The sequence below is a fragment of the Streptomyces ossamyceticus genome (genome assembly GCF_001418475.1).
GTDB classification, from domain to species: Bacteria; Actinomycetota; Actinomycetes; order Streptomycetales; family Streptomycetaceae; genus Streptomyces; species Streptomyces ossamyceticus.
The window spans coordinates 1-13,446 of sequence record NZ_LIQX01000304.1 but is presented as its reverse complement, the minus strand read 5'-3'; the positions used below and the strand labels follow the sequence as shown (position 1 = coordinate 13,446).

Genomic DNA, 13,446 nt, shown 5'->3' with positions numbered 1-13,446 from the left:
CCGAGCTACTGGGCGCCCCCCACCCCAGCGAAGCTCAAAGGCGCCCGATGTCCCACCGAGGCATCTTCGGCGTCCGCCGCCCCGGCACCCGCCCCGACAGCAGAATGAACCGCGCCGCCCGATGCCGCTGCCCCGCGTACGGCTCCAGCAGTGACAGCATCACGGAGTCGTCCGCGTCCCGGTCGCCCGCCAGCGCGTAGCCCACGATCCCCGGCAGATGCAGATCGCCCACGGTCACCGCGTCCGCCGCCCCATGGCTGCGCTGCACCGTCTCCGCCGACGTCCACGGCCCGATGCCCGGCACCAGCTCCAGCCGTGCCCGCGCGTCCTCCGGCGACATCCCGACGGCCTCCTCCAGCCGGCCCGCCACCCGCACCGCCCGCAGGATCGTCGACGCCCGTTTGTTGTCGACCCCGGCCCGGTGCCACTCCCACGACGGGATCAACGCCCACTCGCGGGCCGTCGGCATCACGGACATCCCCGCGGGCGCGGGCCCCGGCGCCGGCTCCCCGAACTTCCGCACGAGCAGCCGCCACGCCCGGTACGCCTCGTCCGTCGTGACCTTCTGCTCCAGGATCGACGGGATCAGCGACTCCATCACGAGCCCGGTCCGTGTCAGCCGCAGCCCCGGACGCCGTCGCCAGGTCACCGCCACGATCCGGTGCCGGGGCACGAACGCGGCGGGCTCGTCCGCCGCCCCCAGCAGGGCCGGCAGTCGGTCGAGCAGCCACTCGCCGCCGGGCCCCCAGGCCTCCGCCTCGACGGCACCGCCGCGCACGGCGACCCTGAGGGTGCCGCCCCCGGCAGGTGTGCGGCAGACCCGCCACACCGCGCCGTCGGCGGTCGCCCGGAACGTCGGATCGCCGGGCCCCCTCTTGAGCGGCCCGAGCACCAGCCCCAGGTCGAACGGCCCCTCAGGCGTCCACACCCGCCGAAGACCCGGCGCGGCCGCGGGCCGGGGCACCCCACCGGGCACCACCACCTGCCCGCCTCGCACGGTCGTACGAGTGGGTCGGGGGGAGAAACGTCCGGCCACGGTGAGGTCCTAGGAAGCTATGGGGCGCCCTATGAGCATAGGAGGCGGTGGTTCTGCCGAGGCTGCGGTTCCCGGAGTGCCGAGGCTGCAATTCCCCGGAGGGAGAGGTCTGCGGACCCCTCACCGCACCTCGATGAAGGCCCCCGCGTCCCGCGCGCCCCGCGCGGGCGGCTCCGCCGCCGGGTGCCCGACGGCCACGGCACCCATCGGGTCCCAGTCCTCCGGCAGCGCCAGCACGTCCCGTACGACATCCCGGCAGAACATCGTCGAGGACACCCACGCCGACCCGAGCCGCTCCCCGGCCAGCGCGACCAGGAAGTTCTGCACCCCGGCGCCGGTGGCGACGACGAACATCTCCCGCTCGGCGCCGTCCCGCCGCTCGTCCCCGTAGGCGTGCGACCCGTCCATCACCAGACACGGCACGACGAGGTACGGCGCGTTGCGCAGTACGTCCCCCCGCCGCACCCGCTTCGCGATGGACTCCTCGCTCTTGCCGTCCCGCCGCAGGTCCGCGATCCACGCGTCCCGCATCGCGTCGAGCAGCCGCACGCGCGCCTCCTCGGACTCCAGCAGCACGAACCGCCACGGCGTCGTGTGGTGCGGCGCCGGCGCGGTGACGGCGGCGGCCACGGCACGCCGTACCGCCCCGGGGTCGACGGGCTCGTCGGTGAACGCCCGCACGGTGCGCCGCTGGGTCACCGCCAGCCGTACGGCCTCCGAGGTCCCGAGCCGGAACATGTCGTCGCGGGCGCCCCTGACCAGGGCCTTCGTGCCTTCGCCGGAGTCCTCGGCGACGACGTGCGCGAGGCCGCGCACGACGGCCACCGGTAGTCCGGCGGCCTTGCCCTTCACCAGGTCACCGGCGGCGGCCAGCTCGTCGGCGGTGGCGACGACGGTAGCGCTGAGCGGATTGCCGTGCGTGTCCGTGCCGCCGCGCAGGTCGTCGAGGACCCGTACCCCGGCCGCGCCGATGGCCACGTCGGTGAGCCCGCTGCGCCAGGGGCGTCCGAAGGTGTCGGTGACCACGACGCCGACCTCGACCCCGAGCGCGTCCCTGATCCCGTCCCGGACGGCCCGCGCGGAGGCGTCGGGGTCCTCGGGCAGCAGCAGGACGGTCCCGGCGGGGGTGTTGGAGGCGTCGACGCCGGCGGCGGCCATCACCAGGCCCTGTCGGTTCTCCACGATCCGCAGGGCGCCGCGCCGGGCCACGACCCGGACGGTCTCGGCGTCGATCGCGGCCTCCCGGTCGGCCGCCTCGACCGTCCGGCCCTCGGCCTTGGACACGATCTTCGAGGTGACGAGCAGCACGTCCCCGTCGCGCAGCCCCGGCTCGGCCGCGGCGATCAGCTTGGCGAGGTCGTCCCCCTGCTGGATCTCGGGAAGGCCGGCCACGGCCCACACCCGGTACCCGGTGGCCGGGGACGCCTCTGTCGCGGTCTCCTCGCTCACGCCGCCCGCACCTCCTCGGCGAGGGCCAGCGCCGCCCCGGCCATGGCCGCGGTGGCGTCGAGGTCGGTCATCATCAGGGGCACCGCCCGGCAGCGGATGCCCGCGGCCTCGACGCGCTCGACGGTGCCGGCGTCGACCGTGTCGACGAGCCAGCCGTCGAGCAGCCCGGAGCCGTAGTGCTCGGCGACGGCCGCGGCGGTGGACTCGACGCCGACGGCGGCGAGGACCTTGTCGGCCATGCCTCGCACGGGCGCGTCCCCGACGATGGGGGAGAGCCCGACGACCGGCACCCCGGCCTCGGCGATCGCCTCCCTGATGCCGGGCACGGCGAGGATGGTGCCGACGGAGACGATGGGGTTCGACGGCGGGAAGAGGATCACGTCCGCCTCCGCGATGGCCTCCAGGACGCCCGGCGCGGGCTTGGCCTGCTCGGCGCCGACCGGCACGATCGCCTCGGCGGGCACGGAGGCCCGCAGCCGCACCCAGTACTCCTGGAAGTGGACGGCCTTGCGCTCGCCGTCGAGGTCGACGGCGACATGGGTCTCGACCCGGTCGTCGGTCATGGGGATGAGCCGCACCCCCGGCTTCCACCGGTCGCACAGAGCCTCGGTGACCGCGCTCAGCGGATATCCGGCGCCGATCATCTGCGTCCGCACGATGTGCGTGGCGAAGTCCCGGTCGCCCAGGCCGAACCACTCCGGTCCGACGCCGTACGCCGCGAGCTCCTCCTTCAGATGGAAGGTCTCGTCGGCCCGGCCCCAGCCCTGCTCCTCGTTGATGCCGCCGCCGAGCGTGTACATCACCGTGTCGAGGTCCGGGCAGACCTTCAGGCCGAAGAGGTGGATGTCGTCCCCCGTGTTGCCGATGACCGTGATGTCCGCCTCCGGAGCGGCCCGCTTCAGGCCGCGCAGGAACCGGGCACCACCGATACCACCCGCCAGAACCACAATGCGCATGGAAGCCAGTCTCGCAGGCGGGTACGACAACGGACCGCGCGCCCGCCCCCCACCACGAACGGTTTCGGCCGGGGCGCGGCGTCAGACCGTGGCGGTCGCCGTCCGGGTCGCGCAGGCCTTGGTGTGCATCGGCATGTCCGTCAGGCCCGGGTAGTAGATGTGCAGGCTTATGGCCGGTTCCAGCGTGTCGTTGACGACCTCGTGCGCGTAACCCGGCGCGAAGACCCGCTGCGCGCCGGCGGGCAGCACCCGCGCCCCCCGGTCGGTGCGCTCGGTCAGCGTGCCGTCCAGGACGGTGAGCACCCCGGACGAGCCGCCGTGGTCGTGCAGCCCGGTGCCCTGACCCGGCACCCAGGACAGCAGCCACACCTCGTATCCGGGGCCGGTGCGCAGCCGGTGGTACCAGCGGGTCGTCGCGTCGTACTCGACGAGGTGCTCCCACTGGGTGCGGTCCTCGGCGATGGAGCGGGCCAGTCCGGCGAACTCGGCCACGGTGACCGGATGTTGGCGCGGCGCCCGCAGGAGGTGGGGTACTTCGAGGATGTCGCCGGCGATCTGGAGGTCGCTGTCGCTGTTCATGGGATGAGGTGGTCCTCGGCGAAGAGTGTGGGGGATGGCCGGGTGTCGCGTGCCGTCCGCCCGGGTCACGGGCGGGGCGAATGCCCGGGTGCGGGCGGAGGGGAGCAGCAGCCGAGCCGCGATGGACTCAGTGGCAGCCGGAGCGCGTTGGGCTCAACAGCTGGGACAGCAACAGCTACAGCGAGCGCGGGCAGCACCGAGGGACCCGGCGGAGCGGGTCGAGGTGAGTGCCAAGTTCGCGAGCATGCCCACTAGGACAGCGGTTCACACCTCTGCTGTCAACTTCACGTCCGGTATGTGGATGCCACTTCACCTCTTTCGGTGCATCACCCCGGTGAAAGGTTTGTGCATGGGGAGTCGGGGACACATGGCGCACAACCCGATACGGGTGAGTGCGAGCGGGCCGGAACGAGATCGAACTCCTGGACGTCTTCCCTCGTAAGGGAGGGGGACCGTACGGGACTTCCACCCGCCGCCAGCTGCTGTCAGGGTTTATGCCGATTTGAACACTTTCCGCATAGCCTTGGTTCCGCAGAGTGAATAAGGGGCCCAATAGCAGATCTCGGCTTGACTCGCCCGTAGCAGCACACTTGTAATTTCACTCGTGTCGTTCAGCCGAAATCGGTAACGGCCGCACGACGGGGACGCGAAAGACGGACGAGGGGCGCACATGACCGAGCTCGTGCAGCAACTGCTGGTCGACGACGCGGACGAGGAACTCGGCTGGCAGGAGCGCGCGCTGTGCGCCCAGACCGACCCCGAGTCCTTCTTCCCCGAGAAGGGCGGCTCGACCCGCGAGGCCAAGAAGGTCTGCCTGGCCTGCGAGGTCCGCTCCGAGTGCCTCGAGTACGCCCTCGCCAACGACGAGCGCTTCGGCATCTGGGGCGGCCTGTCCGAGCGGGAACGCCGGCGCCTCAAGAAGGCCGCCGTCTGAGCCCGCGCGGCGCTCATCGCACGCACCTTCCGCACACCACACACCACAGGAAGTCGGCAGTCCGCAGCACGTCCCAGCGGAACCGGGTGACCAACGGCCCGTCGCAGGTGGCTTGTCCACAGGCGGCGGGCCGCCGTGGTGCTCAGCCGTTAGTGTGGGCCCTCGTCCGAGACGTCCCGCTGTCCCCGCCGGACACAGACGTCCACCGCAGTCCATCGAACCGGGGCCCGTACCTCGATGTCCGTGCACAGCCACACCGCAGCCCACGACGCTGCCACCCCTGAGTTCCCACGTCATGTGGTGACCGCGGTCCTCGTCGCGCACGACGGCGCCCGCTGGCTGCCCGACGCGCTCGCCGGACTGCTCGGCCAGGAGCGCCCCGTGCAGAGCGCCATGGCGGCCGACACCGGCAGCGCGGACGACTCCGCCCAGCTCCTCGCCGACGCCCTCGGCGCCGACCGCGTCCTGCACCTCGCCCGGCGCACCGGTTTCGGCCAGGCCGTCGAGGAGGCCAACCGCACCGCGGGCGTGCTCACCCAGGACGACCTGGCGTACCTCCGCCGCCCCAGCGGCTGGGACCCCGTCACGCGCGCGTGGCGCGACGACGCGTACGACATGCCCGAGCTCCCGCACGGAGAGCCGGTGCAATGGCTGTGGCTGCTGCACGACGACTGCGCCCCCGAGCCCGACGCCCTCGCCCAGCTGCTGCGCGTCGTGGAGAACGAACGCGAGCTGGGCCGGGACGACGTCGCCGTCGTCGGCCCCAAGCTGCGCGGCTGGTACGACCGCCGTCAGCTCCTGGAGGTCGGCGTCACCATCGCGGCCTCCGGCCGCCGCTGGACCGGCCTGGACCGCCGCGAGCAGGACCAGGGCCAGCACGACCACGTCAAGCCCAGCCTCGCCGTCTCCACCGCCGGCATGCTGATCCGCCGCGACGTGTTCGAGCAGCTCGGCGGCTTCGACCGCCGGCTGCCCCTCATGCGTGACGACGTCGACCTGTGCTGGCGCGCCACCGCCGCCGGCCACCGCGTCCTCGTCGCCCCGGAGGCGGTCGTACGGCACGCCGAGGCATCCTCCCGTGAGCGCCGCACCGTCGACTGCGTGGGCCGCTCCGCCGCCTCCCCGCACATGGTCGACAAGGCGGGCGCCGTCTACACCCTCCTCGTCAACTCCCGTACCGCACAGCTCCCCTGGGTGCTGTTCCGTATCGTCCTCGGCACCCTGCTGCGGACCGTCGCCTACCTCGTCGGCAAGGTCCCCGGCCAGGCCGTCGACGAGATCCGCGGACTGCTGAGCGCGCTGCTGCGGCCCGAGCGGATCATCGCCGGACGCCGCAGAAGAGGCGGGGCGCAGATCGACAAGGACGAGCTGCGCGCGCTGTTCCCGCCGCCCGGCGCGACCGTCCGCGCCACCGTCGAGCAGGCCGCCGGTGATCTGTTCGGCCGCTCCGACACCGAGACCTCCTCGGCCGGACGGCACGGCGGCGCCGTCGAGTCCGGGCCCGGCGACGACGACGCCGACTTCCTGGAGGTCGAGCAGTTCGCCCGACTCAAGCGCGTCGCACGCCAACCGGGCCCGCTGCTCTTCCTCGTGCTGCTGCTCGCCTCCCTCGCCGCGTGCCGCGCGCTCCTCGGCGGCGGCGCCCTCGCGGGCGGCGCCCTGCTGCCCGCGCCCGCCGACTCCGCGGAACTGTGGTCGCGCTACCTGGACGCGTGGCACCCCATCGGCGCCGGCGGCGCCGAGGCCGCGCCGCCCTACCTCGCGATCATCGCGATGCTCGCCTCCCTGCTGTTCGGCTCGACCGGCCTCGCCGTCACCCTGCTCCTCGTGGCCTCCGTGCCGCTGGCCGGATTCACCGCGTACTTCGCCTCACGGCCCCTCGTCGAGTCCCGGCTGCTGCGCGCCTGGGCGGCCGTCGTCTACGCCTTCCTGCCCGCCGTCACCGGCGCCCTCGCCGGGGGGCGCGTCGGCACCGCCGTCCTCGCGATCCTGCTCCCCCTGATCGCCCGCGCGGGCGCCGTCGCGGCCGGGCTCACGAACAGCACGGGGGCGCGCGGCAGCTGGCGCGCCACCTGGGCGTACGCGCTGCTGCTGACGATCACCACCGCGTTCACCCCCATCGTGTGGCCCATCGCGCTGTTCCTCGGCCTGGCCGTGCTCGGTGTGCGCCGCCGCGAGATCACCGCCTACGGCCCGCGCTTCCTCGCCCAGCTGGGCACCCCGCTGCTGATCCTGGCCCCCTGGTCGCTCACCCTGCTGCCGTTCGGCTTCTTCCAGGAGGCCGGCCTGGAGTACGGGGCGAGCGCGGCCTCCCCGACCGATCTGCTCGGCATCAGCCCCGGCGGGCCCGGCACGGTCGGCGGCCTCACCCTCGTCGGCGTGGTCCTCGCCGCGCTGGCCGCCCTGCTGCGCTCGGAACGCCGACTGGCGATCGGGACCGCCTGGACGGCGGCCCTCGTGGGACTCGTGTTCGCCGTCCTGTCCAACAACTCCACCTGGGCGGGCCCCGCGACCCTGGTCTACGGCATCGCCCTCCTGGCCGCCGCCACGCTGGGCGCCGACGGGGCACGCGCGCGTGTGGCCGAGCAGAGCTTCGGCTGGCGTCAGCCGGTGGCCGCGCTGATCGCGCTCGCCGCCGCCGTCGGCCCCCTCCTCGCCGCCGCCGGCTGGATGATCGGCGGCGCCGACGGGCCCCTGGAGCGCCGCGACCCCGTCCAGGTCCCCGCGTTCGTCGCCGAGGAGAGCGGCACCCGCGACCAGGCCCGCACCCTCGTCCTCGACAGCGACTCGGCCGCCGAGGTCTCCTACACCCTGGTCCGCGGCTCCGGCGTCCGCCTCGGCGACGCGGAACTCACGGCCGCCGCCGGACGGAACCGGCAGCTCGACAAGGTCGTCGCCAACCTCGTCGCCGGCTCCGGCGCCGACCAGGCCGACGAGCTCGGCGGTTTCGCCGTGCGCTACGTCCTCGTCCGCCCGGGCGCCCCCCGCGAGATGAGCCGCGTCCTGGACGCCACGCCCGGCCTGAGCCGGCTCAGCCAGCAGGACGGCAGCGCCCTGTGGCGCGTGGACCGCGAGGTCGCCCGTGTCACCGTCGAGACGGGCTCCGGCGACCCGAAGTCCGTCGCGGCCGGCCCCGTCGACGTGCACACCACCCTCCCGGCCGGTGGCTCGGGCCGCGTCCTGCGCCTCGCCGACACCGCCGACGAGTCCTGGACCGCCACCCTCGACGGCAAGCCGCTCACCCCGACCACGGTCGACGGCTGGGCCCAGGGCTTCCAACTCCCCACCGGGGGAGGCCGCCTGGACGTCACCTTCGACGAGCCCGTGAGCCACACCGGCTGGCTGTGGGCGCAGGGCTCGCTCGCCGTCGTCCTCGTAATCCTTGCCCTGCCGGGCCGCCGCCGGGACGTCGACGACGACCTGCCCGACGAGCCCGTCGCGGTACCCGCCCAGGACGCCACCGGCGACGGCCGCCGCGCCCGCCGTCTGCGCGCCCAGGCCGAGGCCGACCGGGCCGCGGACACCCCGCCCCCGCCCGCCGAGGAGGCCCCGGCGGCCGTCCCCGTCCCGGAGCAGCAGGCGTACGGGCAGTGGGACACCCCGAGTTACGCGAGCGCCGAGTACGGCCAGTACGACCAGCAGTACCAGGCCGCCCAGCAGTACCCGGCGGGCACCTACGACCAGCAGCACTACCAGGCGGACCCCTACCAGGGCGGCCAGTACGACCCGTACGCCTCCTACGGGGGCGACGCCGCCTCCTACGACCAGACGTACACCCAGGGCTACGACGCGACGTACGACCCGTCGCACGGCACCGGCGCCGACCCCGAGCGCCCCGACGGGAGCCAGCAGTGAACCGCACGACCCTGTCCCTGATCGCCGGCACGACCGCCCTCGCCGCCGTCACCGGTTTCGCCGTGCTCAGCGCGCCCGACGCCTCCGGCGGCGACACCGCCGTCGAGGCGGCCGCCCAACTCCCCGTGGAGCGCACGAGCCTGCTCTGTCCCCGGCCGAGCTCCTCGGACATCGCCGAGACCGCGTACACGTCCTTCACGCCCGTCACCAAGGGCGCCTCCGGCAAGGGCGGCGCCCAACTGGTCTCCGCCGGCGAGGAGCCGGCGGACAGCGGCGGGAAGGGCAAGAAGGCCAAGCCCGTCCTGGAGCCCAAGGAGCCGGGCAAGCCCGCCACCGGGAGCACCGACGGCGGTGACGCGCCCGCGCTGATCGGCACGGCCGAGGGGAGGTTCGCGCCCGGCTGGACCGTTCAGGAGACCACCGAGGTCGCCGCCGGCACCGGCCGTGGCCTGCTCGGCGTCAACTGCACCGCACCGGACACGCAGTTCTGGTTCCCGGGCGTCAGCACGGCCGCCGGCCGCACCGACTACGTCCACCTCACCAACCCGGACGACGCGGCGGCCGTCGTCGACATCGAGCTGTACGGCAAGGACGGCGAGCTGAAGTCGACGGTGGGGGAGGGCATCACGGTCCGGCCCCGCTCCACCGAACCCGTCCTGCTGTCGACGCTCACCACCGAGAAGCAGGCCGACCTGACGATCCACGTCAGCGTCCGCAGCGGTCGCGTCGGCGCCGCCGTACAGGCCCTCGACGGCAAGCAGGGCGGCGACTGGCTGGCCGCCGCGGCCGACCCGGCCGCCACCGCGGTCCTCCCCGGCATCCCGGAGGACGCCACATCCGTCCAGCTGATCGCCTTCACCCCCGGTGACACCGACGCCGACCTGAAGCTCCGGCTCGCCTCGCCCTCCGGGACGATCACCCCGGCCGGCAGCGAGACCCTGCACGTCAAGGCGGGGATGACCGCCACGGCCGACCTCGGCGCCATCACCCGCGGCGAGGCCGGCTCGCTCCTGCTGAGCCCCACCGACGAGTCGATCCCGGTGGTGGCCGCCCTCCGTGTCGTCCGCGGCAAGGGCGCGGACCAGGAGACGGCGTTCATCCCGGCCACCCGCCCCGTCGGCAAGCGCGCCACGGTCGCCGACAACCGCGCCAAGGGCACCACCCTCGCCCTCACCGCCCCCGGCCGCACCGCCAAGGTCAAGGTGACGGCATCCGCGGGCGGCTCCGCCGGTGAGCCCACGACGAAGACGTTCACCATCAAGGCGGGCACCACCCAGAACGTGGAGTTCCCGGCCCCGGCGGGCCTGAAGGGCCCCTACGCCCTCACCGTGGAACCCCTCACCGACACCCCCGTCTACGCCTCACGCACCCTGGAGTCCAAGGTCGACGCCATCCCGGCCTTCACCATCCAGACCCTCCCCGACGACCGGGGAACGGTAGCGGTCCCCCAGGCCCGCGAGGACGTGGCAGTACTTCAGGACTGACGTGGCAGTACTTCGGGACTAGGGCCCTTCTCCCACGGAGATCCGTCAGAAGGGCCCTACGGCCGGCGGGGGTGCTTCTCCCGGGCGCCCCCGGCGGGGTCAGTCCTCCCCGTACCGGGGATCCACGGTTTCCGGGTTCAGCCCCAGCAGCTCGGCGACCTGCTCCACGACCACCTCGTGCACCAGCGCCGCCCGCTCGTCCCGCCCCTTCGTCCGGATCTCCACCGGCCGCCGGTACACGACCACCCGCGCGACCCGCCCCTCCCGTGCCGGCACGATCCCGCCGAGCGGCACCGCCTCGTCGTTCCACACCCCGTCGCCCGGCCCGTCCAGCCGGGGCACCTCCAGGACGAGGAAGTCGATGTCGGCCAGCTGCGGCCACCGCCGCTCCAGCCGCTCCACGGAGTCCTGCACGAGGTCGGCGAAGACCTCCGCCCGACTCGCCGCGAGCGGCACCTGCGGCGGCGCGATGGGGCCGCGCATCCCCCGGCCGTGCCGATCACGACGGCGGGGCCCGGGTGCGGAGGCGGCGGGCGGCGGTACGAGGTTGTCCATCACCTGCGAAGCGTAGTCCTCACGAGGTGCGCCCGCCCGGCTCCGCTCCCCGCGCCGCACCCCCGCTCCGACGCCGCTGACCTGGTACGTCCAACCGGCGCGCCGAACACGGGTGCGCCGCAGGACCGTACGGCCCGACGCCGGATGACCAATCCAGCCAAGGTTGGGCTCGAATCCATCCTCTACCGGACCGATGAACTCGCATCCAATGATCTGGTTTGTGGCGATAATTGAGCGTCTTTCGGGCCGTTCGGGATTCCGGACGAGGGGTTACTCGCAGGTCAGCGAGGTGGGTTCGGAGGGGCGTGTGGGGCGCCTCACACCACGACACGGTCGAGTGACCTGGTGGAGAGTCGTCGCGGCCCGCTCAAGAGTGCGGTACCGTCCAACGTCGTGAGCCCTGTACGTCGCTGTTCGCGCACCGCTTGCGGCCGTCCCGCCGTCGCGACGCTGACGTACGTCTACGCCGACTCGACCGCGGTCCTCGGTCCGCTCGCCACCTACGCCGAACCCCACTGCTACGACCTGTGCGCCGAGCACTCCGAGCGCCTCACCGCGCCGCGCGGCTGGGAGGTCGTCCGGCTGCTGGACTCCTCGGCCCCCGCCCGCCCCAGCGGTGACGACCTGGAAGCGCTCGCCAACGCCGTGCGTGAGGCGGCCCGCCCGCAGCAGCGCGCCGCGGAGGCCGGAGGCGGTGCCCGTACGGCCGACCCGATGGAGGTCGCCCGCCGGGGTCACCTCCGCGTCCTGCGCTCACCCGACAACTGACACCCCGCTCGGTGGTGTTGCCGCGGCCCCGCGGTGCCTCGCGTCAGTCGCCCCCCCCCGGCGGCGCCTCGCGTCCGTAACCCCGTGGTGCCTCGCGCCCGTCGCCCGCGCTCACCGGCGCGCCCCCTGACGCTCCGCCCTCGCCGACGCCCGGTTCGCCGCGTCCGCCCATGTCTCCGCCCGACCCGCCGTGTCGGGCGCCGCCTCCCGGCAGGGGCCACGACCCCGGAGGTCACACGGGCGGCCGTAACACCGGCCCGGTAGTTTGGGGCGATCCGGTGAGGACTTCAGGAGGGTTTGGCCGTGGCTGCAGATCTGTCGACGATCGTGAAGGCGTACGACGTACGCGGTGTGGTCCCGGACCAGTGGGACGAGTCCCTGGCCGAACTCCTCGGCGCCGCCTTCGCCCAGGTCACCGCCGCGGACGCCCTCGTGATCGGCCACGACATGCGGCCCTCCTCACCCGGCCTCTCCCGCGCCTTCGCGCGCGGCGCGGCGGCACGCGGTGTGCACGTGACCGAGATCGGCCTCTGCTCGACGGACCAGCTCTACTACGCGTCCGGCGCGCTCGACCTGCCCGGCGCGATGTTCACCGCCTCGCACAACCCCGCCCAGTACAACGGCATCAAGATGTGCCGCGCGGGCGCCGCCCCCGTCGGCCAGGACACCGGCCTCGCCGAGATCCGCGCTCTCGCCGAGACCTGGAGCGAGTCCGGGGCGCCCGCACCGGCCGCGACCCCGGGAACGATCACCCGGCGCGACACGCTGGAGGACTACGCGGCGTACCTGCGCGGCCTGGTCGACCTCACCGCGATCCGCCCCCTGAAGGTCGTCGTCGACGCGGGCAACGGCATGGGCGGTCACACGGTCCCCACGGTCTTCGCCGGCCTGCCCCTCGACCTCGTCCCGATGTACTTCGAACTGGACGGCACGTTCCCCAACCACGAGGCCAACCCCCTCGACCCGGCGAACATCGTCGACCTCCAGCAGCGCGTCCGCGAGGAGGGCGCCGACCTCGGCATCGCCTTCGACGGCGACGCCGACCGCTGCTTCGTGGTCGACGAGCGGGGCAACCCCGTCTCGCCGTCCGCGATCACCGCCCTGGTCGCCTCCCGCGAACTCGCCAAGCACGGCGGCAAGGGCACGGTCATCCACAACCTGATCACCTCCTGGTCCGTCCCCGAGGTCGTCCGGGAGTGCGGCGGCACCCCCGTGCGCACCCGCGTCGGCCACTCCTTCATCAAGGCCGAGATGGCCCGCAACGGCGCGATCTTCGGCGGCGAGCACTCCGCCCACTACTACTTCGCCGACTTCTGGAACGCCGACACGGGCATGCTGGCCGCGCTCCACGTCCTCGCGGCCCTCGGCGGCCAGGACGGGCCCCTCTCCGGCCTCGTCGCCCAGTACGACCGCTACGTGGGCTCCGGCGAGATCAACTCCACCGTCGCCGACCGGACCGCCCGCCTCGCCGCCGTCAGGGCCGCCTACGCGGGCCAGGACGGCCTGGCCCTGGACGAGCTCGACGGCCTCACGGTGTCCTCCGCCGACTGGTGGTTCAACGTGCGCCCCTCCAACACGGAGCCCCTCCTCCGCCTGAACGCCGAGGCACGCGACGAGACGACGATGGCCAAGCTCCGCGACGAGGTCCTGGCGATCATCCGAGGGTGACCGCGCCCGCCCGCGCGGACGATGGGCCGCGCCCGGCACGGTGAGGGTGGCCCCCGACCCCCGTCCGGCGCGGCGGCGGCCTGCCGCACGGCCGATCCGGGCCCTCCACGGTCCCGCCCGGTCAGGCGCAACCCCGCCCCGGACCGGGCGGGACCGTGGAGG

Annotated in this window: 10 protein-coding genes; 5 read left to right on the top strand and 5 right to left on the bottom strand. The window is 73.9% G+C overall.

Annotated features, from left to right (window positions below):
- Window positions 1-34 precede the first annotated feature (34 nt).
- The 4 genes from AOK15_RS22830 to AOK15_RS22815 all read right to left on the bottom strand — a co-directional run bounded on the left by AOK15_RS22830 (window position 35) and on the right by AOK15_RS22815 (window position 4,020).
- Complete coding sequence (locus tag AOK15_RS22830) at window positions 35-1,036, bottom strand: DNA-3-methyladenine glycosylase family protein (RefSeq protein WP_055519831.1); 1,002 nt, start codon at window positions 1,034-1,036, stop codon at window positions 35-37.
- Window positions 1,037-1,156: 120 nt separating this feature from the next.
- Entirely contained in the window at window positions 1,157-2,485 is a 1,329-nt protein-coding gene (locus tag AOK15_RS22825) for a coenzyme F420-0:L-glutamate ligase (RefSeq protein WP_055519830.1), read from the bottom strand.
- Entirely contained in the window at window positions 2,482-3,441 is a 960-nt protein-coding gene (gene cofD, locus AOK15_RS22820) for a 2-phospho-L-lactate transferase (protein WP_055519827.1), read from the bottom strand. Before cofD ends, AOK15_RS22825 begins: the two co-directional genes overlap by 4 nt.
- Before the next feature lie 81 nt (window positions 3,442-3,522).
- Complete coding sequence (locus AOK15_RS22815; protein ID WP_055519825.1) at window positions 3,523-4,020, bottom strand: cysteine dioxygenase; 498 nt, start codon at window positions 4,018-4,020, stop codon at window positions 3,523-3,525.
- 670 nt (window positions 4,021-4,690) lie between these two features.
- On the opposite strand from AOK15_RS22815, the gene AOK15_RS22810 reads away from it, so the two are divergent.
- The 3 genes from AOK15_RS22810 (at window position 4,691) to AOK15_RS22800 (ending at window position 10,293) form a co-directional block, all read left to right on the top strand.
- Window positions 4,691-4,954 carry a WhiB family transcriptional regulator gene (locus AOK15_RS22810; RefSeq protein ID WP_003975777.1) on the top strand — a complete coding sequence of 88 codons (264 nt, stop codon included), beginning with the start codon at window positions 4,691-4,693 and terminating at the stop codon, window positions 4,952-4,954.
- A gap of 237 nt (window positions 4,955-5,191) precedes the next feature.
- The gene (locus tag AOK15_RS22805) at window positions 5,192-8,809 is read left to right on the top strand and encodes a glycosyltransferase (RefSeq protein ID WP_107099484.1); all 3,618 of its coding nucleotides are present in this window, start codon (window positions 5,192-5,194) and stop codon (window positions 8,807-8,809) included.
- Complete coding sequence (locus AOK15_RS22800) at window positions 8,806-10,293, top strand: DUF5719 family protein (protein WP_055519821.1); 1,488 nt, start codon at window positions 8,806-8,808, stop codon at window positions 10,291-10,293. The genes AOK15_RS22805 and AOK15_RS22800 overlap by 4 nt, the downstream gene beginning before the upstream one ends.
- Before the next feature lie 99 nt (window positions 10,294-10,392).
- Here the strand turns inward: AOK15_RS22800 and AOK15_RS22795 are convergent, their stop codons facing one another.
- Window positions 10,393-10,848, bottom strand: a complete 456-nt coding sequence (locus tag AOK15_RS22795) for a metallopeptidase family protein (protein ID WP_055519820.1) — start codon at window positions 10,846-10,848, stop codon at window positions 10,393-10,395.
- 345 nt (window positions 10,849-11,193) lie between these two features.
- Between AOK15_RS22795 and AOK15_RS22790 the strand changes: the two genes are divergently transcribed.
- Together AOK15_RS22790 and AOK15_RS22785 are read left to right on the top strand one after the other, a co-directional pair.
- Complete coding sequence (locus AOK15_RS22790) at window positions 11,194-11,616, top strand: DUF3499 domain-containing protein (RefSeq protein ID WP_055519818.1); 423 nt, start codon at window positions 11,194-11,196, stop codon at window positions 11,614-11,616.
- Window positions 11,617-11,919: 303 nt separating this feature from the next.
- Window positions 11,920-13,284, top strand: a complete 1,365-nt coding sequence (locus AOK15_RS22785) for a phosphomannomutase/phosphoglucomutase (RefSeq protein WP_055519816.1) — start codon at window positions 11,920-11,922, stop codon at window positions 13,282-13,284.
- The last annotated feature ends 162 nt before the right edge of the window (window positions 13,285-13,446 follow it).

What these genes read in the sequence shown, in the direction of transcription:
- AOK15_RS22810 (WP_003975777.1), top strand. Translation starts at nt 4,691, where the DNA reads ATGACCGAGCTCGTGCAGCAACTGCTGGTCGACGACGCGGACGAGGAA.
- AOK15_RS22795 (WP_055519820.1), bottom strand. Translation starts at nt 10,848, where the DNA reads ATGGACAACCTCGTACCGCCGCCCGCCGCCTCCGCACCCGGGCCCCGC.
- AOK15_RS22815 (WP_055519825.1), bottom strand. Translation starts at nt 4,020, where the DNA reads ATGAACAGCGACAGCGACCTCCAGATCGCCGGCGACATCCTCGAAGTA.
- AOK15_RS22805 (WP_107099484.1), top strand. Translation starts at nt 5,192, where the DNA reads ATGTCCGTGCACAGCCACACCGCAGCCCACGACGCTGCCACCCCTGAG.
- cofD (WP_055519827.1), bottom strand. Translation starts at nt 3,441, where the DNA reads ATGCGCATTGTGGTTCTGGCGGGTGGTATCGGTGGTGCCCGGTTCCTG.